Origin of the sequence: Noviherbaspirillum album (assembly GCF_035916955.1) — a bacterium.
Taxonomy (GTDB): Bacteria; Pseudomonadota; Gammaproteobacteria; order Burkholderiales; family Burkholderiaceae_D; genus Noviherbaspirillum; species Noviherbaspirillum album.
Genome location: NZ_JAWIIV010000039.1, coordinates 26,537 through 51,153 on the forward strand (window position 1 = coordinate 26,537; position 24,617 = coordinate 51,153).

Consider the following 24,617-nt stretch of genomic DNA (forward strand, 5'->3'; position numbering starts at 1 on the left):
GGCGGCAATGCCCCCCACCACAATAGAAGTGATTTGATATGCCAGTCTCCGCGCCACCCTTTGACCCTCCTTACATCAGCATGCATGCCGGCGACGGAAACACCGAGTACATCGAAACGCTGGCGGACGGCTCGACGCGCGCCGTGCCGGCGGCGGCATTCGGCCCGGCCCTGCCTTCCGCGCACGATGTGGCGGTCTCCAGGACTGCAGCGTCATCTTCCACTCCCTCATCATCGAAGCTTTACCTGAACGTTCCCTACGCCGAGAAGGACGAGGCCAAGGCATTGGGCGCGCGATGGGATGCGGCGAAGAAGAAGTGGTATGCGCCGCCGGGCGCCGAAGCGGGCCGGTTCGAACGCTGGCTTCCGCAAGCCTGAATGAAGGGCAAGGCAGCGCGGGCGCCGGTTCCGTTGGCTGCCATTACTGCTGCCGATGGAACCGGCGCCCGCCAGCGCGCCACCCATCTTCAATGCAGCTGCGGCTTGCCGCGCTGTCTCTTTTGCCGGGCCTCTGTCGTTGGGCCTCTATCTCGGGATCGGCCATGGCGCTTCCGTGCAATGCGGTATTTCAAAAGCTGTTTTCCGTCATCGCGGCGGATGCCGGCACGGCCAGCGTTGCGCCGTCTTCCGGACCGACTCCCGCTGACACCTCTGCTGCTGCTGCTGCGTCTGCCGTTGCGTCCGCCGCTGCCTCTGCCTCCGCTGAAATCATCGAACGCCAGGGACGCGGTGCCAAGCCCAGGCATGGGCTTGGGTTCAAGGGGGAGCTGCTGAAATCGACGAAGGCGGCCGGCCCGGTGCCGAACCAGGATGTGCAGGACATGCACGACATGCACGACATGCAGGGCGGGCGCAATGTTCCGCACGAGGAACAGCGTTCGAAAGGACTCGCACAGCGGCTTTCCCACCTGATGCAGCATTGCCAGCACGCGCTCGATGCCAGCCTCGACGTTGGCGCCAGGATCAAATCGTTTCAGCGAATGATGGCGGGTATGCATTTCATGGAAAAGGAAGGCGATTTTGCCGGCTCGCACCGGCGCAGGCGTTCGCTGATCGATGAATTGTGGGAACAGGTGGACGACGACTGGGGCAATGTGCAACTCCTGTACCCCTTGATTGCAACCCTGCCTGTGCTGCCCAAACGGGAGGCGATGATCGCGCTCCGGCTGATCCGCTCCCTGCTCAAGCGGGCTCCGGGGCCGATGAAGACGGATGTGTGCACCGACCTCGCCGGACAGATCGAGCCGCTCTACGCGCAGCACCTGGACGGGCAGGTCGAACAGGCGCGTTACAAGGACCGCTTTCCCAGCCTGGGGCAGGGCCGTCCGGCCAACGCCGAAGTACCCTGCGGCATGGCGGCGGAAATCCTGGTGCGGGCAATCAAGACACATCCCCGCAACACGCTGTCGGATCGGCTGTTCGCCGCCGGCCTCGATGCCGCGAGAGCGCAGGCGGACTACTACCTGCGCACGAGCCAAGGGCAGCCGAGGGCAATCGCGAGAAAGGCGGACATCAGGGCCGCGCTTTTTGAAAGGGGGAGCGAAGAGCAGCGCTTCATGATCGATGAAGCTGCCCGGGCATCAACCGCAGGGCGGGGCGGCGTCTAGATCGCCCTGATCGAGCCGTCCCGGCAGCAAGTGCTGCGATCGCCGATGCGATTTCCATGGAACTGAATAAGGGATTTGCGCCACATAGCCGTCCGCATTGCAATGATTGAATCAAATTTGCAAGCGTTGCTGGCGCTCCGGCGGCGTTGCCATGCCCTGTTTCACGGTTAAGGCAGTGACATGGGTCGTGAATGCTGCTGAAGACTTGTTCAAATCAATTTACAAGCACCCATGAAACTTCCGTCGTTCTCAAATTTATTCCACACTAGTCCTCCCGCACCTGATGTTACTTATGCGCGGGTAGCCTCGCCTGCTGATCCCAGGCAGTCAACGACATCTCCGCCGCCTGACGATAATGGTCGGTTGATGGATCAGGCAAAGCTGAGCACGATTTATCAGTCGCCCGGTGCGCAAAGTTTCAAGACGAACCTGATGGCCTCGTTCCAAAATGCCCGGCTCATGGCTAACTTCAACCCGGTCAATGAAGGCCAGGTTCGGCCGACTGCTGCGCATGCCGCGCGCATGGGGACTTTGGTCGACACGCTGATGTTGCATTTACATAAAGCGGCGGATAGGGCTTCTACCGAACGGGACCGGGTCGCTGCGTTCGAATCAATGATAAATACCATGCACAGGATGACAATCTTTCCCGGTTTAGTAAGGCCTGGTCTTCATAGAGCCAAGCGCGACCTGATCGTCGAACTAAGGGATAGAATCGAAGGCGGCCTCCAACATGCGGAATTATTTCGCCCCGCCATCGATGTATTGCCCCTCTTGCCTAAAGACAGAGCCTTGTTCGCCCTGAAGTTTTTAAAGACTCTGATGAAGCGGTCTGAGGGCACATTGAAGGATCACTTGTGCGCGGATCTTGCAAGGCAAATCGCCCCTCTTTACCAGAAGCACATCGGCGTCGTGCCGCAACTGGGAATGTTCAGGGGAGCCCTTGGCAAACTCCCGTCAGTCAACATTCGCGAAGCCGATAAGCCTTCGAGCAAGGCAGCTGAAATCCTGGTTCGTTTCATCAATACCTATCTAGCCGGGCAGGTTCCGCAGGCATTGGTGGATGCCTGCAAGGATGCCGCCAGGGTCCAGGAAAATTACTACCGGGACCAGGGCAGGGGGAAACCGGTCATAATCGATAAAGCCAAGGACATCAAGGCTGCAATCCTTGCAAGAGCCAGCGACGATCAGCGTGAAACGTTTGGCCAATCCGATACAGGACTAGTGATTCCAACGTCGTTGGGCGAAACGCAAGCGCAAGCTCGGCCATCAATGGCTGAAAGCGAAGACCTGTACGGGATTCACATCGAGCCCCGCACTTCTGGCGTGCGGTAACGAGCAAGGCCGATCTGTCGTCTCATCAACAAGTTGTAAGCGTGAACCGAACCGCCGCCGTTCCCGCAACCACTCATGAATACAATCCCTAGGAAGATTGGCATCCTTTCAGCCGAGGCGCGCCAGCCCTCGGCTATATTTTGTCAGTTACTCTTGTTTGCTACCTGACGCATATTTATGGGATTGGCGTTTCATGCTGCGCCGCATATATTCATCCTTCCATGAAAACGGCAAAACGCTTGTCGGGGGGCGGACAATGGCAGATGCGTGGCAGGAAGTTCAGCGTGCGGTACGTGCATTACGGAAACAAGGCGACATCAGGATGCGCCTGATGGAAGCTTACCGGCCGCTGCTGCGGCTGCGGCTCAAGGATTTGCCGAGCGAGGCGCGGCATCATCATGAATGGCTGGTCGGAACGATCGACGCACGGACCAGCGAGCGTCTGCAGGCGGAAATCCGGGATTGCGTCGATACCCTGAGCGCTGCCCAGCTCAGCGAGGCGGTGCATCGTATCGTGGCGCTGCATGAGGCGTTGAAGGTGTACCAGCCCGATCTTCCGCCGGCGCGGAAGCCCTACCCTTGCGAAGACGGCAATGCCTGAATCAGTCCGGCGGCCTTCAACTGCCGCACGCCTTGCCGCAACTATTCCGCTTCGTTCGTGAACTGCCGCATGAAATACCGGCTGCGCGTATCCATGTCCGTGAATGCGATCCTGCAGTGATAGCGCGCGTCCGGCTGCCGGGTGACATCGACGACGACGCCCCATGCATTGATGCGCTTCATGCCTTCCTGCGTCTTCAAATCGAATGCGATCATGCAGGCGCTTCCCGGCAGGACGGACTGGGACGTGGCGATGCATACCCCGCCGATGGAGGCATCTATTGTCGTGACCGTAACCGGTACGGACTGCTGGAGCATGAACTGAGCCGGAACCTCCAGGGGAATCCGTGGAGTGCGCCTGCGATCATGATGAACGGCTTGGCTCATATGCGTAGAACCTGGCGCGGCCAAATGGCGCGACGAATAAAGTCATGAAGCGGGACTGAACGTCAAAAAACTTTCCTTGCGGTATGTATCCCATATTTGGCCGAGGTGCGCAATAGTCGAATAGGCAATAAATTGCGGGCGGCCGGATTTTTGTTCGATATTGGTGCAGGCAACGCGCATTGTTGTCACTTCTTCATCGGACGCCAGGCTGTCCCGGACATTGCGACAAGATGCGAACAAGCCCGCTCAGGCAGGCTCCTGCGGATACGATGGTTTGTATCAGGCGGGCCTGCGCACCCGACCCCGCCGCGCAGTCAACCACGCGGCCGGGGGAAACATGAGGTGTCGGTTCAGAACCGGTAGTTCACGCCCAGGCGCAATACGGGAAATGCCTTGTAGTTGTCAGCCTCGTCCTGCAGCGAGCGGTTTTCCGCGGCGACGTCGGCTGCGAACTGCGAACACACCAGCACCGGTGCCGCGCATCCGCTGTTGGTGAGCGAGGTCCGGGGCGATCCCTGGAACAGCACGCCGAGATCGGCCGTGAAGCCCCAGCCCTTTTCCTGTGCCCGCGAGGTGGCGTTGCCCCAGCCGATGCCCAGATACGGCGCGATGTTGCGGAAGTCGATCTGGCCGTTCAGGCTGCCGACGGTTGCGGCGGGATAGGTCCGGCCGTTGAGCGTATAGGTGCCTCCCGGGCCGGGCCGGCCTTCGGCGTCGATCTTGTTGCCGTTGTAGACGATGCCGCCGGTCACGCGAAAGCCGGTGCTCATGGGGTAGTAGTCGAGAAGGGCATCCACCGTGCGCATCTTCAGCTTGAGATCGTAATCCACATCCGAGGTATTGCCGTCATGCGAGTAATTCAGGCCATTGACGCCGAAGCGGGCGTCCAGCTGTGGCGCGAGGGGAACGCTGAGATGCAGGCCCGCACCGGTGGTGCCGAGCGTCGCACTGAAACCGACCTGGGCCTGCGCTGCATTTGCCATCGACAGGGCAATGCATGCCACGGTGAACGCATGTTTCAATTTCATTTCTTATCCTTTTTGATTGAGTTGCCCCGCATAAAAGGCAGCAATGTCGGTGAGATTGCGCAAAACGGATGGAAGCCATTCAAGGATAGCGCTACTTCACGCGCAAGCGATGTGCTTCGGCTCAAAGGTGTCGCGTCTTTTTGACACTTTGTTCACGCCGCCCTACAACGCCGCGCAGCCCTGCACATGACCCGGGAATCCGGAAACGGGCAATGTTGCATGAATGCTTCGTTTTAAAAAATGTGACGGCAAACACTGATTTTTCTCATGGTTTGAGGGCGATGCGGAGATACACTGAAATCGACCCCTAGGAAGGTCCAACATTCAGGTACCGGGATGCCAAGCACCCCGGTATTTTTTTGCCTGTTTTTTCCCTGTTCTTTGTCTTTTTTGCGCCCGCTTCCGCAAGCAGTGCAGCCCGCTTCCCCAGGCACTCCACCTCTGGATTGCATTCTCCCTTCGCTCGACGGCTTTCCCACCTGTCTACTTTTTCCGACAATCCGCTTGGCACGGCTGCATGCCCGCGCGTAAAATTTCCGAACGGAAAATCCTAGTCCGTTCCGGAGCATCTTTCCGGATGCGCCAGCGAATGCGGGCTTTTATTCGGAAGGGTTTATGGCAAACGTCGTTGCGGTGCCCCAGTCCACCGTGATCAGCAATCCGATCAGCGGCGACTATCGGATCGATGTGCTGCTTGCGGGCTACGTCCATCGCTGGAACGGTTCGAGCGCGCCGGGAACACCGGTCGAGGTGACCTACAGCTTCATGACGTCCGCGCCGGCCTATACGAGCCACAGCAACCAGGTCGGATTCATGATGTTCACGGCCGAGCAAAAGGCGGCCGCACGGAAGATCTTTTCGGATATCCAGGCGCAGTTCAACATCAGCTTCAGGGAAGTCGGCGATACCGCGGCCAGCTACGGCCAGATCAGGCTGGGCAACAATTCGCAGGGAAGCGACTCCGCCGCCTATGCCTACCTGCCGGAGCCCGATGGCGGACAGGACAGCGGCGACGTCTACGTCAACCGCGACTATGTATCCAACCTGAGCCGCGTCGTTCCGGGCAGCTATGCCTATGCGACGCTGGTTCACGAGATCGGCCATGCGCTGGGACTCAAGCATCCGGGAAACTACGATGCCGGAGTCGGGCCCGGCAGCGAACCCGGCAATTTCCTCTCGGCGGCGGAAGATACCGAAGCGCGCACCGTGATGTCGTACACGCCGGTCCTGCAGGGACAGAGCCGCAGCTTCTACGGCACTTACGACGTCCTCGCATTGCAATACCTGTACGGAGCGCGGAGCCATAACGCCGGCGACAGCATCTATTCGTTCAATAACGCGAGCGGCCAGCGGCTCGACATCGTCAATGACAGCGGCGGCGTGGATACGATCGATGTTTCCGCGGTGACGGGCAGCACCCGAATCAACCTGGCGGAGGGCGCGTTCAGCTCGATCGGAAAACTTGCCAACGGCATCACGCTCGCCCAGGACAACGTGTCTATCGCCTACGGCGCGAACATCGAGAATGCGATCGGCTCGGTCTACGCCGATCAGATCGTCGGCAACCATGGCAACAACCGCATCACGCCCGGCATGGGCAACGATGTCGTTGACGGCGGCGCAGGCATTGATACCGCCGTGTTCTTCGCATCGCGTTCCCGTGCAACGATCAGCCGCGATGCCGGGATGGTGGTCGTATCCGACAAGGCAGGGGTAGAGGGCATCGATACCTTGACGAACGTGGAGCGCCTGCAGTTCTCGGACATGAACGTGGCCTTCGACGGCAACGCGGCGGCATGCTATCGCCTTTACCACGCGGCCTTCGACCGCAAGCCCGATCTGCCCGGCCTCGGTCACTGGATCGCCCAGGCCGACCGCGGCCTCGGCGTGGAAGAGATCGCATGGAGCTTTATCGGTTCCATGGAGTTCCGGCTCAAGTATGGCGACGACTTGTCGGACAGCGACTTCATTACCGCCTTGTACGCCAATGTCTTGCACCGCGTTCCCGACACGGACGGTTTCAGCCACTGGTCAGACACTCTCGCCCGTGGAGCCATCAGCCGGCACGGCATGCTCGCCGCATTCAGCGAAAGCCAGGAAAATCAGCTGCAGCTCGCGGATTCGATCAGGAACGGGATTGACTATATCTTTTACGCCTGAGCCAGCCTCGGGTGAAGGGGGCGCATATGGCAGCGCCGAGGCGGAGGGGGCCACGTTCGTCGGTTCAAGCAGGGTCAGGCAGGGTCAGGCATAGTCAGACATAGCCAGGCAGAGTCAGTAGAGATCAAAGCTGCTTTCTTGTGTCTTCCACTGGTCCGGGATGGACGCGGCCCGCTGCACAGCGCAGGCCTGCCGCATGTTCCGTGCGATCAATTTTCGCTGGCCTGCATGCGGCGTATCGCATCCAGATGGCTTTGCATCGACGGCCCCGTCTCCAGTTTGCGCGCGCGCTCGCGCACGCTGCCCGGCCGCGGCATCGTCTCTTCGCCGGAAGCTGCCAGCAAGCGGTCCAGGCGCACCATTTCCTTCACCGGCCCCAGGGTTGCCCTGAGCATATTCAGTTTCGATGCCGTGTCCCGGTCATGCACGCCGCCGGGCAGTGCATCGGCCTGCAGCAGGAGCCTTTCCGCAAGACCGGCATAGCGTTCGAGCTCGTCGGCGCTGACCGTCTTTTCCAGCCGGCTCCAGATTTCCCTGGCGCGCGTCAGCTCGGAAGCGCCATGCCTGTTATTTGCTGGAAGGACGTGGACCAGTTCGTCGACCGGGGCAAGGCCTTTCCATTCGAGCAGTATCTCCGCGCGTGCACGGGCTTCCTGTTCCAGTTGTGTGCGCGCGCCTTCGGCGATGCCGTTGTCCTTCAAGCGCCTGGCGAGGGCGGCATCGGTCTTGCTGTTGTGCCGCAGTTTTTCAAGCAAGGCAAGACTCGGCGTCCGGCGCATGGCTTTCAAGTCCTGGATATTGCCTTCCTTGCGCTCGGGAGATGTTGCGCCGCCAGGCCTGGCTGTCTTCCAGCGCGCCTCGGGCGGCTTGGCGTTTTCCTCGTCGGCCATGCGCAGCACCTTGCGGATGACCGCTTGCGAGGCTTTCTTGTCGAGCATGCTGTCGTTGAGGAAGTCGAGTTGCCGGGCCCGGCGCGGACCCACGCGCCTATGCTTGTCGGGCTGGAGCAGGCGATCGGCGAATTCCGACCAGGCGCTTTCGATCCGGTTGCTTTGCACCTGCTTCAAGTGATTGCCGTGCGGGCGGTAGACCACGCCCCGGATGGCGCCGTCGATGGGCCGCAGCGTTCGCATGCGGCCGCTGTTGGGGCTGACGACATGCCTGAAAAAACCTTCGACCGCACTCACCATGGACGAGCCGACGGAATAGACATCGCTGCGCACGTCGCGGTTCTTGTCGAATGACGTGTAGCGCATGTCGCCCGCAATGTCCGGCGATCCCAACGCCGAGGCGCACCCGAAGTCGACGACCACCAGTTTTCCGGTGCGATCGATGATGCAGTTTTCCGGCTTGATGTCGTTGTGCAGGACACCCGCCTTCGCAAGATGCTGCACGGCGTCCAGCATGTCGCGGCCGCATTGCTGGACCGCGCTCCAGTATTCCTCGCTGCTGATCCTGCCGCTTTTCCAGGCCTGCCTGAGCACCCTGAAGAAATCGGCCCCGTTCGGTCCCGGAATCGCGTCCATCAGCAGGGCGCGCTCCATCCGTCCGTTCATGGGCACCTTGGCAATGCCGTAGACGTTGACGATATTGGGATGCGAGCCGGCCTTCCGGTACATGCGGTTGAAGGCGTCCAGTTCCAGCTTCAGTTCATCGCGGACCGGCGCGAAGGACGTCTGCGGCGCATGCTTCATGACCTTGGCCGCAATGCGCGCCTTATCCTGTGTGGTGAAGATCGCGACCTTGCCGAAGTTGCCGGAGCCGGCATCGGCCTTGTGAAGCGACAGGGACCCGATCCGCTTGCCCGTGCGCTCCATCAATGCATCATTGCGACTTTCCCATTGCACATTGCCCGCCTGGCGGCCGGCATGGCCGATCTCATTGCCGACGTTATTGCCGGGGGCATTTGCATGCGCTTCCCCGAACGCGTACGCGGGTGAAAATGCCCATCCGTTTTGGAGCTGCTCAAACATCCTGAAGGCGTCCTGGATGGACTTGTGCAAGATGTGTTGCGCCGGCATGCCGGCCAGCTGCCAGGGCTCGTGCCACATTGCGGACCACGCTCCCGGGAATGCGGATTGCCACGCTTGCGGACCGTTGAAGATGGTTGCGCTGGGCGTACCCGGCATGGACAGAAATCGATCCAACCACTTTCTGATCTCCTTCTCCAAGCCGTACGCACCTTGCAGCAGGCCAAAGTTATCTCCAGGGTGCGTGAAAGCGCCGCGGGCCGGGGCGTCATTGGATAGCGTGTGCCTCGTGCCCGTCGCCAGCCTGAAAAAATCGACCAGCTGGCGGGAAAGCGCGTTGGCCCCCGGGAAGGGCGGTATTCCACTTCCTCGCGGCTTGCCGGTGGGCTGAGCCGTCGGCGAGCCGGGCGCCTGCCGGCCGCTCCCATGCAGCATGGAGGTGACGGCTTCTCGTAGATGGGGGGTGAATTGGGAGGCGCTTATTCTCATTGCCTGTCATTTCCTCATGAAAGTCTTGCACCCCGTTGGACTGCATTGAAACGTTCCCAGTCATACAGGGAACACCCTCTACGGCCGCCGACTACGAGGCTTACCGAAGACCCCACTTCCCGCTCGGCGCACACAGTGCAAACGATGAAATTACGCATGTGTCGGTCCGGCCTTTCTGTTCCCAAGCCTTCTTGCGAAGGGGCCGGATACTCGGTTCGCTTAGCGGTGTTTAGGCCGCGAGTTGAACGTGATAAGTCGCATCATTTGCGTTTATCGATTTTTGCGCTATTTGCGTCAGACGCCTGACGTGCTGTATATCCGGATACTCATGCCGCCTGTCGAAACCTGTTCACCCCCGGCAGATGGCGACGGTGGAAATGCATTGGTGCGCACCATCGCCATGTGGTGGAGGTGGGGGGAATCGAACCCCCGTCCAGACAACCTTTCTCCTTCAAGTTCAGCGGGACGAACGCCCCGCACACAACAATCCCGTGACGGTCCGCTGCTGCTGTTTCTGCTGTTACTGCTGCGAACACGCTTGTGTTTTCAATCGTTCCTACTGAGCATGGGTGGCAGGACGAACGAATTGGTTCCATGCCCTTGAAACGAATATTTATAGATCCGGCCCGAAAATATGATGGGCCGGATCCCCTCACCCCGGCCTTCTCCCGGAGGGAGACGGTGAGGTTGCTCAACAATATTCATCCGGTATCCGGTCGATACCCGTGAATGATTTATCGTCGTCTGCAATACCCCGAATAGCGTCCTGTGGCTGGGACGGCGCCGAAACGCACGATGGCCATGGCCACGATCCCGTGCGTCGGGATCCCGACGTTAAAGAAATCGATTTTTAAGGGAGGCAGCGATCATGCCGATTTCTCTACTTTCTTCACATCGCACTTCACTGCCGCCGGATTACGCGGCGCAGCCGCAAGGTTCTGCGCCGGCCAGGGGCACCCATGCGGGCAGCTCCAGTCCGTCGCAAGGGTCTTCCGCGCCTCATCGTCACCTCAGGCCGCCGAGCCACAGCCACGGGCTTCAGGACGAGTACTTGCGAAAGGGGCAGCAGGTGTCCAGGGACTATTACAAAAAGCAGATCGCTACCTGGGCTTCCCTTGCCACCGAGACCTTCCTTCATGGAGACGACGAGATGAAACGGAAGTCTCTGCAAATACTGATGGAAGATTTTTTTCGTCCGCCAGGGGCGCTGGAGTGTACTCAAGCCGGCGAACTCAACAAGACGCTGGAACGCAAGCTGCATTCCTCCCAGCTGAAGGCATTGAAGATTATTGAGAAGCGCTCTTCCGATCTTGGTGGACGTAACCGGTACTTGCTGCTGGCTTCGTTCATATCAAACTTTCTCGAGCACATGGGGACTTCCGTCGATGCGAGTCGCGATGCGCAGCGTCAATCCATCAAGGTGCTGTCCGAAGTCATGGACACGATAGCGGAGCCAAACAACAGGGCCAAACTGCTGGTACGGCTCATGGAAAAGTTCAACAGCGGCGGTATCAAAACAGATCGGTTCGCCAAAGGCATGTTGGGACGCCCCGGCACGGTGAGCGATGTGACATTGCAGCTGATCGAGCGGGAACTGAAAGTCGCCAGGAGCAGTTATCGCCGGATCGATCAGGACACTCTGCAAGCCCTGCAGCGATGCTATGACAGGACGATCCTGACATACGATCCGACGGTGCAGGGAGAAACGCCGCTACATACCAAGGCATGGCGAGACGTGTTCAGGAATAAATACCTGAACCCGGCCAAGTTCGGGAAGTGGGAGAGTCATACCGCCAAGCTGATGTACGCGGCGAAGAAGGTCTTTGGCTTGGAAGGCTCCAAGGACAAGGTTGATAGGTTGCACGGCAAGCTTAAGGACGAGGTGTCGTCGCGCGGCTCCATGCCTCGGTTCGCTGATGCGCGAACGCGCGCCTGGGTGGATGATTTGAATAGTCGGCAGGCAGACAGCAAGCGTCTGGACAGCCTGCGGGACGAGCTGGCACGTTGGGATGAGGGGCTTGAAACGCAGAGTGCAGTTAGTGCCGACCTGGAGCGGCAGAGCACTACTGGGAACGGCAGCTCGATGTCCATGGTGGAGACGCTGCAAATGCGGAATCGAATGCAACAACGGGAGAATGAATATTGGGAAGCGCTGAATGCATTGGGCATCCTGAACCCGGATGGCAGTCTGAACAGGGAAATCTACAGGAAGGCGCGGGAAGGGAAACTCGTGCTGGAGGAAATCAGCGGCCGCGCTGGTAATTCCTCGGCATCCAACGGCAGTTGGGGCGGGCGGCGAGTGGACGGGAGCGTCCGACCGCCCCGCAACGCGTAATGAAAGTATGCTGCGGGCCGCATTGACAGCATTTTCCGGCAATGTCTTGCATCATTTGCAGATGCCGACCATCGCAAGCTTAGAGTCTCGAATCCCGTTGGAGTCATGAAAAAACGGTCCCGTCGCACATGGCGAGGGGACCGTTTTCCATTCCGAAGGCCAGCCACGGCATTGGCCGCCACGGCAATGGCGGGCCGGCCTGCTCTTGGCTTACCGCTTGTGGCCGATGAAGCCGCCGATGATCGACACGCCCGATGTCGCGTTCGAGAGCGTCATCGTACCGGCGATTTCGGCAGGGCCCGCGGTGGCGGCGCCTGCGTCCAGTACCGGACCGAAGTAGCGGCCGCTGAGGCCGCCGGTGAGCGCGCCTGCGGTTGCAGTGCCGGTCAGGTAGCCGGCGACGTTGGTACCGGTTGCGCCCATGGCCGCGGTGGTCTGGAACGAAGCCGGCACGGGTGCGCCCGCGGCGTCATTGCGCACGGTGTTCTGGAACGTCAGCGTGACCTGGCGGGTTGCAAAATCGACCGTGATGGTCGCCGTGCCGCGGAACGGATCCGGGTCCAGGGCCGGGTTGTTGCTGTACCAGCCATAGACGATGCCCGTATAGGTTGCCGTGCCTGTCGAAGGAATGGCTGCCGCATCGGTCACCGCGCCGAAAGCGGAGACGCCGCGGCGGTTGGTGTTGTGCTCGTCGGTGCCGGCGCCGCCGGTCCATTCAGCCATGGTTACCGTATCCTGCGTGACCCAGGCGCCGATGTTCGCATAGCGCATGCTCCAGGTATCGAGCGCGCGGTAACCCTTGGAGCCGGGGAAGGGAACGCCGATGCCGGTGCCGCCAGCCAGCCATGCCGGTGTCGCGCCCGGCAGCGCGTTGCCGGAGTGGATGTCGCCGTCATTGTGCAGTCGGGTCGAACGGGTGTAGTCCGGTTCTGTGCCGCCGGCGGTGCGCCAGTTGCCGGCCACGCGTGCAATGCCTGGCGCTTCGACCGTTGCGCAAGGCCCTGTCGTGCCGGGCGGGCAGCGCGAGGGTTCGGCACGCGGGAAGTAGGAATTGTTCGCGTAGTTCGCCTGCGTCGCGGAAGTGCCGCGCGTGGCGAAATCATAGAAACTGAGGTCGGTGCCCGGCGGCAGGGCGCCGCTGGACAGGGCGCCGGTGGATGTGAGGCCCACGCGGCCTTGCGTTGTGCGGAAGGTCTCGACGGTGGTGGGGCGTTCCGTCCTGCCGTCCCAGAAGATACCGAAATTGTTGAGCACCATGGCGCTGGTCTGCACCGTGCTATTGGCATCCTTGCTAAGGCGGATGTCGGCCACGCCGGTGGGTTCTGCAACAGGCGTGAATCCGGTAGCGATGGCCGGATTGACGATGGGGCTCGCGAGGTCATTGGTGGAGCGGCCGTAGACCTGCACGCCCGAACTCAGCAGCGAGACGCCGTTCTCGGTGCGGATGATGCTGTTGCCGGCGCACTGGACCAGCGGGCCATCCGGGCAGTTCATGACCATCGATGCATTCGCGGCGACAGGCGCCGGCGAAGCGACGGGCGCGCCCGGCGTGGTGGGTGTCGTCGGTGTGGTGGGCGAGGTCGGTGTTGTCGGCGTCGTTGGCGTCGTCGGCGTGGTGGGTGCTGAAGGCGTTGTCGGTGCCGCGACCGTGCCGCTATCGCCGCCGCCGCCGCCGCAGGCTGTCAGTACGCTGAGCGCGATCAGGGCGGAGCCCAGCGATTTGATATTCAAGTCGTTCATCTTCATGCCTGTGTCTCCGTGATGTCGAATGCGTGTGCTCTTGTTTCTGCCGATGCTTGTGTGATTTGTGAAATGAAGCCTGCAATGAATGGCAGTGCCGCAGCCGGGTGGCTGAAGAAATCCATTGAAATGTCCTCCGTAGCGATAAGGCGTCCTGCAATGACTAAGTAGTGAATGGTTTTTACTTGTGCCGGTACCCATGCATTCAATGCATGCGACGCGGGTGGGCGCGTGAGGCGCGTGATGCGTGCAATGCATTTAGTGCAGCGTGACGATATGGGTACGCATGCCGCGCACATCTGCGGTGCGTGGCATTAATGGCAAGAATACCGATTGAAGCGCGGCTGAAAAGAAGAACTCGCCGCACGATTGAGAGCCGTCAACGGCGTAACCGGGTGTATCCGCACCCATGTCGGACGGATGCAACGCGCAAATGAGGCAGGTCAAAAAAATTCCCGGGATTCATCGTGCAGCCGCCGGGGCGGGGCATCCATCTCCATGTTCAGGCGAATTCGCATCATTAATTAATGCACAAGCGAAATCGTTTACAGAATAAATTTGTTTCCACCCGGGGAAACTGTCGCATCGGTCGCATGTCAGAAACGACTTCCGGTCAGGCAGGTTGATGCCATGATGAAATATGCAACAGCGGCACACATGCCGTTGTTCGATGGCCATGATCAGGCGGTCAAGTCACGGAAATAGCAGTTTCACACCATCTTTGCCGACTTTTGGCATAAAAACCGTGGTTTTTCATTCTTCCGAGAAAAACTGTGGTACGCCAAATTTCGCTGTGGTAAGCTTCGCCAAATGTGATAACCGTCACATTTTTCGAAAGACAACAAGCATGTTTATGGATTGGCAAATTTCGATAATGCGACGGCGTCCGGCGGCGCGCGGCCAGTCGATACCAGGGTTTTCAAACCGATACCGATTGTTCCCGAGCCGCTTTGTTCTTCATGGATATATCTGCCCCCCGGCATTCACCAGCGCGTCAAATCCTAGATGAAATCTAAACTTCAACTTCCCAACAACGAAATCGCCCAGGCGCTTGCCAGCTTCAAGGGCGCGTTTCGTACCGTCGGCATTTTCAGCGCGGTCATCAACCTGATCATGCTGACCCCTTCGATCTACATGCTGCAGGTGTACGACCGCGTGCTCCCGAGCCAGAACGAAATCACGCTGCTGATGCTGACGCTGATCATGCTGGGAGCCTATGTATTCATGAGCGCGCTGGAATACGTGCGCAGCTTCGTGCTGGTGCGTATCGGCGCCAAGCTGGACATGCAGCTCAACAAGCGGGTCTATACGGCGGCCTTCGAACAGAACCTGCGCCGCGGCGGCGGCAATGCCGGACAGGCGCTGCAGGATCTGACCAACCTGCGCCAGTTTCTGACCGGGAATGCGCTGTTCGCCTTCTTCGACGCCCCCTGGTTCCCGATCTACCTGATCGTCATCTTCCTGTTCGAGCCCTCGCTCGGCGTCTTCGCCCTGTGCGGCACGGCGGTGCTGGTGGCGCTGGCCTTCATCAACGAGAAGGTGTCCAAGAAGCCGCTGAGCGAAGCCAACGCGCTGGCCATCGCCTCGTCGAACCTTGCGACCAACAACCTGCGCAATGCGGAAGTGATCGAATCGATGGGCATGCTGCCCAACCTGATGCAGCGCTGGTTCAAGCTGCATGGCCGCTTCCTGCAGCTGCAGGCCGAGGCCAGCGAGAAGGCCGGCATCGTGACCGCGGTGACCAAGTTCGTGCAGACGTCGCTGCAGTCGCTGGTGCTCGGCTACGGCGCGCTGCTCACGGTGGAAGGCAAGATCACCCCCGGCATGATGATTGCGGCATCCATCCTGATGGGCAAGGCGCTGGGCCCGGTGCAGCAGGTGATCGGCGTCTGGAAATCCTGGAGCAGCACGCGCAGCGCCTATCAGCGCCTGGCCGAACTGCTGACCAGCAATCCGCCGCGCGCCGCCGGCATGCAATTGCCGAAGCCGCAGGGCCAGCTGACGCTGGAAGCCGTGATGGCCGCGCCTCCCGGCGGGCAGGTCGCGGTGATCAAGGGCCTGAGCTTCGGCATCCAGCCGGGCGACGCGCTCGGCGTGATCGGCCCGAGCGGCTCCGGCAAGTCCACGCTGGCACGCCTGCTGGTCGGCGTCTGGCCGGCGGCTGCGGGCAAGGTGCGCCTCGACGGCGCCGACATCTTCCAGTGGAACAAGGATGAACTCGGCCCGCATATCGGCTACCTGCCGCAGGACGTGGAACTGTTCGGCGGCACCGTCAGCGAAAACATCGCCCGCTTCGGCGAAGTCAATGCCGAGAAAGTGATCGAGGCCGCCAAGCGCGCCGGCGTGCATGACATGATCCTGCATTTCCCGAAAGGCTACGACACCATCCTCGGCGATGGCGGCGCAGGACTGTCGGGCGGCCAGAAGCAGCGCATCGGCCTGGCCCGCGCGATGTACGACGATCCCTCGCTGATCGTGCTCGACGAACCCAACTCCAATCTCGACGATGTCGGCGAACAGGCGCTGGTGAACGCGGTGATGGATCTGCGCCGGCGCGGCAAGACCATCGTGCTGATCACGCATCGCACCAGCATCATCGGCGTGACCAACAAGCTGCTGCTGCTGCGCGAAGGCGTGGCGCAGATGTTCGGCCCGACCAACGACGTGCTGGCGGCGCTGCAGCAGCAGGCCCAGCAGGCGCAGCAAGCCCAGCTGGCGCAGCAGCAGGCGGCGCAACAGGCAGCGCAGCAGGCGCAGCTGGCAGCTCAACAGCAGGCCGCGGCGAAGCAGGCACAACAGCCCCAGGCTCCGGCGCAGACCGCCGAGCAGGTTGCCACGGCAGCAGAACAGGAATAAGCGGATGAAACTCTTGAAAAGCAAAGACGCGACCGAAGTCGTCGCGCACGATGTAGCGGCTGTCGATATCGACACCGATCCTTCGCGCCATGCCCGGCTGGGCTGGCTGATCGTCCTGCTGGGCGTCGGCGGCTTCCTGCTGTGGGCCATCTTCGCGCCGCTCGACAAGGGCGTACCGGTCAGCGGCACCGTGACCGTGTCGGGCAGCCGCAAGGCCATCCAGCACCAGACCGGCGGCACCATCGAGCAGATCCTGGTCAAGGAAGGCGATATCGTCAAGGCGGGACAGCCGCTGGTCAAGATGAACGATGTGCAGGTCAAGTCGGCCGCCGAGATGACCCGCGTCCAGTATTACTCCGCACGCGCCACCGAAGCCCGCCTGATCGCCGAGCGCGACGGCAAGAAGACGATTGAATTCTCCGCCGAGCTGGATGGCGCGAAGAGCGATCCGCGCGTCGCCAACAACATCATGCTGCAGCAGCAGCTGTTTTCTTCCCGCCTGTCGTCCCTGCAGAGCGAGCTCGCCGGCGTGGATGAAAGCATCGCCGGCCTGAAGGCTCAGCTGAGCGGCCTGAAGGAAGCGCTCGACAGCCAGAAGCAGCAGCAGGTCTTTCTGAAGGAGCAGCTGGCCGGCATGCGCGACCTCGCCAAGGATGGCTACGTGGCGCGCAACCGCCTGCTCGACCTGGAACGCACCTATGCGCAGATCAACGGCGGCATCTCCGAGAATATCGGCAACATCGGCCGCACCCAGCGCCAGATTTCCGAGCTGACCCTGCGCCGCCTGCAGCGCCAGCAGGATTACCAGAAGGAAGTGCGCTCCCAGCTGAGCGAGGTGCAGAAGGAAGCCGAAGCCCTCGAGAACCGCCTCAAGAGCCAGGACTTCGACCTTGCCAACGTGCTCGTGCGCGCGCCGGTCGATGGCACCGTAGTCGGCATGAACGTTTTCACCCAGGGCGGCGTGGTCGGCAGCGGCTTTCGCATGATGGACCTGGTGCCGGTGGACGATCCGCTGATCGTCGAGGGCCAGGTGCCGGTCAACCTGATCGACAAGGTGCATCCGGACCTGGAAGTGGAACTGATCTTCCCGGCCTTCAACCAGAACACGACGCCGCATATCCCCGGCGTGGTCACGCAGATTTCAGCCGACCGCCTGGTCGATGAAAAGACCGGCATGCCGTACTACAAGATGCAGGCGATGGTCACGCCCGAAGGCAAGAAACTGCTCAAGGACCATCAGGTGCGCGCCGGCATGCCGGTGGAAGTCTTCGTCAAGACGGGCGAACGCACGATGATGAATTACCTGTTCAAGCCGATCATCGATCGCGCCAAGACATCCCTGAGCGAGGAGTAAGCGTGGCGGCATTGAAGAATAAACGCCTGCTGGCGGCGGCGATCGCCGCCGCATTGCTCGCGCAGGCGGGGCAGGCATCGGCCATCGGCCTGGTGCAGGCCTATGAAGCGGCATTGCAGAACGATCCGACCTATCGTTCCGCGGTGCATGAGAACGAGGCAGGGCAGCAGAACCGCGTTCTCGGCAGGTCCAACCTGTTGCCGAACGTGGCGGCGAATTACTCCAATTTCAAAAACAAGGGCGATATCACCACGCCGAGGACAGTCTTCGGCGGCGGCACCGAGCCTCTCGACTACAACAGCAAGTCATCCGGCATCACGCTGCGCCAGCCGCTGTTCAACCTGGACGGCTACGCACGCTACCAGCAAGGCATCGCGCAGAGCAATTACAGCGAAGCCCTGTTCAGCGCGCGCGGCCAGGACCTGGTGATCCGCCTCGTCAGTGCCTATGCGGAAGCCAAGTACACCGAGGACCAGCTCGCGCTGGCGACCATACAGCGCGACACCTTTGCCGAACAGCGCAAGGTCAACGACCGCATGTTCGAAAAGGGCGAGGGCACGAAAACCGACATGCTGGAAACCCAGGCGCGTTACGACCTGGCCGAGGCGCAGCTGATCGAGGCGCAGGACAACATGACCACCGCGCGCAACAGCCTGGCGGCCATCGTCGGCATCGACGTGGCACAGCTTGATCCGCTGGCCGAGGATTTCCGCGTGAAACCGATGGAACCGGCTTCCTTCGAAGAGTGGAAGGCGCTGGCACTGGAGCGCAATGCGGAGATCGAGGCGCAGCGCTATGCGGTGGAGGTCGCCGAGCAGGAAATCAAGAAAGCCCGCGCCGGCCATGCTCCGCGCGTCGACTTTATCGCCCAGTACAACAAGAGCGGCTCGGAAACGGTCACCGCGCGAAACCAGGATACGGATGTTCGCGCGCTGGGCGTGCAGGTCAACATCCCAATCTATTCCGGCGGCGCGGTGAACGCGTCGACCACGCAGGCGGTGGCCAACCATCAGAAGGCCAGGTCCGACCTGGATGCGAGGACCAACCAGGTGCTGGTGGAGCTGCGCAAGCAGTTCGACCTGCTGCTGAGCGGCGCGTCGCGCATCAATGCGCTGGTCAAATCGGTCAATTCGGCCAAGCTGCTGGTGGAAGCGACGCAGCAGAGCGTCAAGGGCGGCGTGCGCATCAATCTCGACGTGCTCAATGCGCAGCAGCAGCTGTACACCGCGCAGCGCGATCTGGCGCAGGCTCGCTACAGCTACCTGATCAGCTATCTGCGCCTGCGTTTTGCGGCGGGTACGCTGAATTCGGACGACCTGCAGACGGTTGCGGCGTATTTTTCGCCTTCGGCGGCCGGCGAGGCGATGCCGGTGGGGCCGGGGGTGGGAAAGATGTCGAAGGTGTCGGGTGATCTGGTTTATCCGAGAGCCGCGAAGTAATCCTTGAGTCTCTTGTACAAGCAAACGCCTGCAGTGATGCAGGCGTTTTTGTTTTTGTAGTTCGTTAAATAATGGCACCTCGCTCCCGCAGGCGGGACAAAGACAGAAATAGGGAAGTTGTGATGACCTTGCTAGGTCTCTTTACCGCCCTCATCCCCAGCCCTTCTCCCGCCTGCGGGAGAAGGGAGTTTGTTTCTGGCAAACTCAACATGTAGAGGCTGTTTCTTCCCGCTTTCGGCAGCGCTCTTTTGGGGACCCCGCAGGGGCGCCGGCAGCGGGGTCGCCTTCTTTTGCTTACTTTTCTTGGCGAAGCAAGAAAAGTAAGTGGCCCGCCGGGGCCAGACCCGGCAAGTCTCCACAGAGAAAGCAAGGTTCAAAATATCCTGAACATTACCCCTATCGGTACCCGCACTCTGCAAACCCTCCACCAACAAAAAAGCCGGCCCGTCATCAACGGCGCCGGCTTTCTCCTCAGCCCATCCAAACCACCATCAAGCCGCCTGCGACTCCTGCGTTTCCCTCATCTCCTTCCTGCAATGCGGGCAGGAGCGCCCGGGGATGTAATACGGCGACAGCTGCTCGCGCGGCGTCACCACGGCGCGGCAGGCGAAGCACTGCTTGGTGTCGGTGGCTTCGAGATTGGGATTGAGCGCGGTGCGGTAGTCGAAGACGAAGCAGTCACCCTTGTAATGCGCGCCGCCGACTTCCTCGAAATACTTCAGGATGCCGCCTTCGAGCTGGTACACGCTGTCGTAGCCGACGTTCTGCATGTGGATGGCCGCCTTCTCGCAGCGGATGCCGCCGGTGCAGAAGGTGACCACGGTCTTGCCGTCGAGCTCGTCCTTGTGCTTGACGACCACGTCAGGGAATTCGCTGAACTTGTCGATGCGGTAATCGATGGTGTTTTCGAAGGTGCCGACATCGACCTCGAAGGCATTGCGGGTATCCATCATGACCACCGGCTTGCCGTTGTCGTCATGGCCCTGGTCGAGCCAGCGCTTGAGGGTCTTCGCATCGACGGCCGGCGCGCGGCCTTCCTCCGGCTTGATCAGCGGATGCTTCATGGTGATGATCTCGCGCTTGAGCTTGACCAGCATCTTGGTGAACGGCTGGCGGTCGGAAAAGCTTTCCTTGACTTCGATGTCGGCGAAGCGAGGGTCCGAGCGCAGGAAGGCGAGGAACTTGTCGATGGGTTCGCGCAGGCCCGCCAGGAACAGGTTGATGCCTTCCGGGCTGAGCAGGATGGTGCCTTTCAGGCCGAGCTCTTCGCACAGGGCACGGAATTGCGGGCGCTTTTCAACGGTGTCGTCGAAGGTGATGAACTTGTAGGCGGCGATATTGACGTAGAGATTGCTGGACTGCATAAGGGTATGGAGAAGGTAAGTCTTTGATTTGCCGACATTATAAACGCTGGCAGGCAAGGGGAGGTACTGCTTTTGCCGGCCGCGGCATGGTTTGTCAATAGGGAAACCCGCAACAGCCCGGAGCCGCAGGAAATGGGCTTGCCCTCTGGAAGCAGTGCGCTCGCGGTAGAATACCGGGATGACCTCCCCGCAATTCATCCATCTCCGCCTTCATACCGAATACTCGATCGTCGACGGCCTCGTGCGCATCGACGATGTGGTCAAAACGGCATCGAAGGACCAGCAGCCCGCGCTCGCCATCACCGACCTCACCAACCTGTTCGGCATGGTCAAGTTCTACAAGGCGGCACGCGGCAAGGGGATCAAGCCGATTGCGGGCTGCGATGTCTGGATCACCAATGACGACGACCGCGACAAGCCCTCGCGCCTGTTGCTGCTGGTTAAGAACCGCAATGGCTACCTGCAGCTGTGCGAGCTGCTGTCGAAGGCCTGGCTGACCAACGTGCATCGCGGCCGCGCCGAGATCCGCGCCGAATGGCTGGAGAACGACGGCGCCACCGACCTCATCGCCTTGTCCGGCGCGCAGATGGGCGATGTCGGCATGGCCATCGACAACGGCAATGCCGCTTCCGCGCAGCGCTGCGCCGAACGCTGGGCGCGCATCTTCCCGAACCGCTACTACATCGAAGTGCAGCGCTACGGCCAGCCCAACATGGAAGGCTACGTGCGCCAGGCGGTCGCGCTGGCGGCGAAGCTGAAGCTGCCGGTGGTGGCCACGCACCCGACCCAGTTCCTGAAGGCCGAGGAATTCATCGCCCATGAGGCGCGCACCTGCATCGCCGAAGGCGAGATCCTCGCCAATGCGCGCCGCGTCAAGCGCTTCAACGAACAGCAATGCTTCAAGTCGCAGGCCGAGATGGCCGAGCTGTTCGCGGACCTGCCGGCGGCGGTGCAGAACACCATCGAGATCGCCAAGCGCTGCAGCCTGCAGCTCGAACTCGGCAAGCCCAAGCTGCCGCTGTTCCCGACGCCCGACGGCATCTCGCTCGATGAATTCCTGGTCATCCAGGCCAAGCAGGGACTCGAGGAACGCCTGGTGCAGCTGTTCCCCGATCCGGACAAGCGCGAGAAGCATCGGCAGCGCTACGAAGAGCGGCTCAAGTTCGAGACCGACACCATCATCAAGATGGGCTTCCCCGGCTACTTCCTGATCGTGGCCGACTTCATCCAGTGGGGCAAGAACAATGGCGTGCCGGTCGGACCGGGGCGGGGCTCCGGCGCCGGCTCGCTGGTCGCGTATGCATTGAAGATCACCGACCTCGACCCGCTTGAATACAACCTGCTGTTCGAACGCTTCCTCAACCCGGAACGCGTCTCGATGCCTGACTTCGATATCGACTTCTGCCAGGAAAACCGCGACCGCGTGATCCAGTATGTGAAGGATCGCTATGGCCGCGAAGCCGTGTCACAGATCGCCACCTTCGGCACCATGGCGGCCAAGGGCGCGGTGCGCGACGTCGGCCGTGTGCTCGACATGGGCTACAACTTCTGCGACGGCATCTCCAAGCTGATTCCGTTCAAGCCGGGCAAGCTGGTCACGATCGCCGATGCGATCGAGGAAGAGCCGCTGCTCAAGGAGCGGATGGAAAAGGAGGAAGAGGTCAAGCAGCTGCTCGATCTCGCCCAGCAGGTCGAAGGCATTGCTCGCAACATCGGCATGCATGCCGGCGGCGTGCTGATCGCGCCCGGCAAGCTGACCGACTTCTGCCCTCTCTATACCCAGGGCGGCGACTCCGGCGTGGTGTCGCAGTACGACAAGGACGACGTCGAAGCCGTCGGCCTGGTCAAGTTCGACTTTCTCGGCCTGACCACGCTCACCATCCTCGACCGCGCGGTGCGCTACATCAAGCAGCTCGATCCAGCGCTGCAGGACTTCTCGCTGGAGAAGCTGCCGCTCAACGACAGGGCGTCATACGAGCTGCTGACCAAGGCTAGGACGGTCGCCGTGTTCCAGCTTGAAAGCCGCGGCATGCAGGGCATGCTCAAGGATGCGCGGCCCGACCGCTTCGAGGACATCATCGCGCTGGTGGCGTTGTACCGCCCGGGCCCGATGGACCTGATTCCCGATTTCTGCCGCCGCAAGCACGGCGAGAAATTCGAATACCCCGATCCGCGCACCGAAGTCATTCTTTCCGAGACCTACGGCATCATGGTCTACCAGGAGCAGGTGATGCAGATGGCGCAGGTCATCGGCGGCTACTCGCTCGGCGGCGCCGACTTGCTGCGCCGCGCGATGGGCAAGAAGAAGGCCGAGGAAATGGCGGAACACCGTCAGATCTTCCGCGAAGGCGCGGCCAAGAACGGCCTGTCGCAGGAGAAGGCCGACGAGATCTTCGACTTGATGGAAAAGTTCGCGGGCTACGGCTTCAACAAGTCGCACGCCGCCGCGTACGCGCTGCTGTCGTACCATACCGCCTATCTCAAGGCCCACCATCCCGCCGCATTCATGGCCGCCAACTTGTCGCTGGCCATGGACGACACCGACAAGATCAAGATCCTGGTCGAGGATGCGATCGATGTCTGCGGCCTCAAGCTGCTGCCGCCCAACATCAACCTGTCCGACTACCGCTTCACGCCGGTCGGCGAGCCCGGCAAGAAGGCCACCCAGATCCGCTACGGCCTCGGCGCCGTCAAGGGCTCCGGCCAGAATGCGATCGAGGCCATCCTCGCCGCGCGCGAGGAAGGGCCTTTCAAGGACCTGTTCGACTTCGTCAAACGCATCGACAAGCGCCAGATCAACCGCCGCACCATCGAATCGCTGATCCGCGCTGGCGCGATGGATTGCTTCGGCGTAGATCGCGGCGTGCTGATCGCCTCGGTCAACTACGCGATGGAATGCGCGGAGCAGGCGGAAGCCTCGGCCAACCAGGTCAGCCTGTTCGGCGGACCCGACGACGGCATGGAAGCGCCGCTCGAATACGTGAAGGCCGAGCCCTGGAGCGAGAAGCAGCGCCTGACCGAAGAGAAGGTCGCGCTCGGCTTCTACCTATCGGGCCACCTGTTCAATGCCTATGAACAGGAAGCCCGCAAGTTCGCCCGCGCCAAGCTGTCGAGCCTGGAACCTGCGCGCGAGCCGCGCCTCATGGCCGGCATCGTCAGCGCCATGCGCACCCAGATGACCCAGCGCGGCAAGATCCTGATTGTCACGCTCGACGATGGGAGCGCCACCGTCGATGTCACCGTCTACAACGAGCTGTACGAGCCCAACAAGCAGCTGTTCAAGGAAGATGAATTCCTGGCGGTGCAGGGCAAGGTATCGGAAGACCGTTTCGCGGGCGGCCTGCGCGTATCGGCCGACAAGGTCATGGACATCGCCATGGCGCGCATCGCCTTCGGCCGCCAGTTCGCGTTTTCGCTCGACACCAGGCCCGATGCCGCGCAGATGAAACAGCTCCTCGCGCCTTACCGGTCCGAATCCGGCTTGCCGCTGATACTTCGCTACATGCAGGCCGGCGTGGGCAGCTGCGAACTTCGCCTGGCCGATGACTGGCGCGTGTCGCCCGCCGACGGCCTCAAGCAGAGCCTCGCCGACAAGCTCGGCATCAAGGGTGCGGCGGTCGAGTACTGACCTGCTGATCCGCGCGTCCCGGCGCAATCGACTCCTAACTCCCTCCGGCGTGCGCGCCCGCGCACGTCTTTCATCGTTTCCATCGCGCTCCACCGGCTATTCCTAGCGCTTTCTTCATATTCGCACTACTTGCCTCAACAGATCGAGTGTCGCTTGCACACGTCAGATGTTGCAATCTTCTTAATAAAAACAAGGCGACATGTTACTATCCATGCAACTTTTATATTGCATTTAAATTAACTTCCAGGCGTCGCAACGGCTTGAATCCAGGGCGCGGGAACGCAATACCGTCGGAGAATACATGTCGTTTAAACCGTTCGATGATC

15 protein-coding genes are annotated in these 24,617 nt (G+C 61.0%); 10 read left to right on the forward strand and 5 right to left on the reverse strand.

The window, feature by feature from the left end; genetic code table 11:
• Window positions 1-38 precede the first annotated feature (38 nt).
• The 4 genes from RY831_RS27585 (at window position 39) to RY831_RS27600 (ending at window position 3,542) form a co-directional block, all read left to right on the forward strand.
• Window positions 39-377 (forward strand): DUF5710 domain-containing protein, encoded by a 339-nt coding sequence (locus RY831_RS27585; RefSeq protein WP_326509544.1) that lies wholly within the window; start codon window positions 39-41, stop codon window positions 375-377.
• Window positions 378-541: 164 nt separating this feature from the next.
• Window positions 542-1,606 (forward strand): hypothetical protein, encoded by a 1,065-nt coding sequence (locus tag RY831_RS27590; RefSeq protein ID WP_326509545.1) that lies wholly within the window; start codon window positions 542-544, stop codon window positions 1,604-1,606.
• Between the two features lie 366 nt (window positions 1,607-1,972).
• A complete protein-coding gene (locus tag RY831_RS27595) occupies window positions 1,973-2,941 on the forward strand; it encodes a hypothetical protein (protein ID WP_326509546.1) in 969 nt (322 codons plus the stop codon).
• A 256-nt stretch (window positions 2,942-3,197) separates the two neighbouring features.
• Window positions 3,198-3,542: a hypothetical protein gene (locus RY831_RS27600; RefSeq protein WP_326509547.1), complete on the forward strand. Its 345-nt coding sequence runs from the start codon at window positions 3,198-3,200 to the stop codon at window positions 3,540-3,542.
• 41 nt (window positions 3,543-3,583) lie between these two features.
• Here RY831_RS27600 and RY831_RS27605 read toward each other — a convergent pair whose 3' ends face one another.
• Together RY831_RS27605 and RY831_RS27610 are read right to left on the reverse strand one after the other, a co-directional pair.
• A complete protein-coding gene (locus RY831_RS27605) occupies window positions 3,584-3,928 on the reverse strand; it encodes a PilZ domain-containing protein (RefSeq protein WP_326509548.1) in 345 nt (114 codons plus the stop codon).
• Window positions 3,929-4,278: 350 nt separating this feature from the next.
• Window positions 4,279-4,956 (reverse strand): hypothetical protein, encoded by a 678-nt coding sequence (locus tag RY831_RS27610; RefSeq protein ID WP_326509549.1) that lies wholly within the window; start codon window positions 4,954-4,956, stop codon window positions 4,279-4,281.
• Window positions 4,957-5,571: 615 nt separating this feature from the next.
• Here RY831_RS27610 and RY831_RS27615 point away from each other — a divergent pair.
• Window positions 5,572-7,116, forward strand: a complete 1,545-nt coding sequence (locus RY831_RS27615) for a DUF4214 domain-containing protein (RefSeq protein WP_326509550.1) — start codon at window positions 5,572-5,574, stop codon at window positions 7,114-7,116.
• A gap of 209 nt (window positions 7,117-7,325) precedes the next feature.
• Here the strand turns inward: RY831_RS27615 and RY831_RS27620 are convergent, their stop codons facing one another.
• Complete coding sequence (locus tag RY831_RS27620; RefSeq protein ID WP_326509551.1) at window positions 7,326-9,575, reverse strand: protein kinase domain-containing protein; 2,250 nt, start codon at window positions 9,573-9,575, stop codon at window positions 7,326-7,328.
• A gap of 868 nt (window positions 9,576-10,443) precedes the next feature.
• On the opposite strand from RY831_RS27620, the gene RY831_RS27625 reads away from it, so the two are divergent.
• Window positions 10,444-11,910, forward strand: a complete 1,467-nt coding sequence (locus RY831_RS27625) for a hypothetical protein (RefSeq protein ID WP_326509552.1) — start codon at window positions 10,444-10,446, stop codon at window positions 11,908-11,910.
• A gap of 210 nt (window positions 11,911-12,120) precedes the next feature.
• On the opposite strand, the gene RY831_RS27630 is transcribed toward RY831_RS27625, so the two are convergent.
• On the reverse strand, window positions 12,121-13,656 hold the full coding sequence (locus tag RY831_RS27630) for a HupA family protein (protein ID WP_326509553.1): 1,536 nt from the start codon (window positions 13,654-13,656) through the stop codon (window positions 12,121-12,123).
• Window positions 13,657-14,655: 999 nt separating this feature from the next.
• On the opposite strand from RY831_RS27630, the gene RY831_RS27635 reads away from it, so the two are divergent.
• The 3 genes from RY831_RS27635 to RY831_RS27645 are packed head-to-tail and all read left to right on the forward strand — an operon-like array spanning window position 14,656 to window position 19,299.
• The gene (locus RY831_RS27635; RefSeq protein WP_326509554.1) at window positions 14,656-16,506 is read left to right on the forward strand and encodes a type I secretion system permease/ATPase; all 1,851 of its coding nucleotides are present in this window, start codon (window positions 14,656-14,658) and stop codon (window positions 16,504-16,506) included.
• A gap of 4 nt (window positions 16,507-16,510) precedes the next feature.
• Window positions 16,511-17,860, forward strand: coding sequence for an HlyD family type I secretion periplasmic adaptor subunit (locus tag RY831_RS27640; protein WP_326509555.1), 1,350 nt, complete (start codon window positions 16,511-16,513; stop codon window positions 17,858-17,860).
• Between the two features lie 2 nt (window positions 17,861-17,862).
• Window positions 17,863-19,299: a TolC family outer membrane protein gene (locus RY831_RS27645; RefSeq protein ID WP_326509556.1), complete on the forward strand. Its 1,437-nt coding sequence runs from the start codon at window positions 17,863-17,865 to the stop codon at window positions 19,297-19,299.
• 491 nt (window positions 19,300-19,790) lie between these two features.
• On the opposite strand, the gene RY831_RS27650 is transcribed toward RY831_RS27645, so the two are convergent.
• Entirely contained in the window at window positions 19,791-20,663 is an 873-nt protein-coding gene (locus RY831_RS27650) for a sulfurtransferase (protein WP_326509557.1), read from the reverse strand.
• 178 nt (window positions 20,664-20,841) lie between these two features.
• Between RY831_RS27650 and dnaE the strand changes: the two genes are divergently transcribed.
• Window positions 20,842-24,291, forward strand: coding sequence for a DNA polymerase III subunit alpha (dnaE, locus tag RY831_RS27655; protein WP_326509558.1), 3,450 nt, complete (start codon window positions 20,842-20,844; stop codon window positions 24,289-24,291).
• Window positions 24,292-24,617: the final 326 nt, after the last annotated feature.

What these genes read in the sequence shown, in the direction of transcription:
- RY831_RS27585 (WP_326509544.1), top strand. Translation starts at nt 39, where the DNA reads ATGCCAGTCTCCGCGCCACCCTTTGACCCTCCTTACATCAGCATGCAT.
- RY831_RS27590 (WP_326509545.1), top strand. Translation starts at nt 542, where the DNA reads ATGGCGCTTCCGTGCAATGCGGTATTTCAAAAGCTGTTTTCCGTCATC.
- RY831_RS27595 (WP_326509546.1), top strand. Translation starts at nt 1,973, where the DNA reads ATGGATCAGGCAAAGCTGAGCACGATTTATCAGTCGCCCGGTGCGCAA.
- RY831_RS27600 (WP_326509547.1), top strand. Translation starts at nt 3,198, where the DNA reads ATGGCAGATGCGTGGCAGGAAGTTCAGCGTGCGGTACGTGCATTACGG.
- RY831_RS27605 (WP_326509548.1), bottom strand. Translation starts at nt 3,928, where the DNA reads ATGAGCCAAGCCGTTCATCATGATCGCAGGCGCACTCCACGGATTCCC.
- RY831_RS27610 (WP_326509549.1), bottom strand. Translation starts at nt 4,956, where the DNA reads ATGAAATTGAAACATGCGTTCACCGTGGCATGCATTGCCCTGTCGATG.
- RY831_RS27615 (WP_326509550.1), top strand. Translation starts at nt 5,572, where the DNA reads ATGGCAAACGTCGTTGCGGTGCCCCAGTCCACCGTGATCAGCAATCCG.
- RY831_RS27620 (WP_326509551.1), bottom strand. Translation starts at nt 9,575, where the DNA reads ATGAGAATAAGCGCCTCCCAATTCACCCCCCATCTACGAGAAGCCGTC.
- RY831_RS27625 (WP_326509552.1), top strand. Translation starts at nt 10,444, where the DNA reads ATGCCGATTTCTCTACTTTCTTCACATCGCACTTCACTGCCGCCGGAT.
- RY831_RS27630 (WP_326509553.1), bottom strand. Translation starts at nt 13,656, where the DNA reads ATGAAGATGAACGACTTGAATATCAAATCGCTGGGCTCCGCCCTGATC.
- RY831_RS27635 (WP_326509554.1), top strand. Translation starts at nt 14,656, where the DNA reads ATGAAATCTAAACTTCAACTTCCCAACAACGAAATCGCCCAGGCGCTT.
- RY831_RS27640 (WP_326509555.1), top strand. Translation starts at nt 16,511, where the DNA reads ATGAAACTCTTGAAAAGCAAAGACGCGACCGAAGTCGTCGCGCACGAT.
- RY831_RS27650 (WP_326509557.1), bottom strand. Translation starts at nt 20,663, where the DNA reads ATGCAGTCCAGCAATCTCTACGTCAATATCGCCGCCTACAAGTTCATC.
- dnaE (WP_326509558.1), top strand. Translation starts at nt 20,842, where the DNA reads ATGACCTCCCCGCAATTCATCCATCTCCGCCTTCATACCGAATACTCG.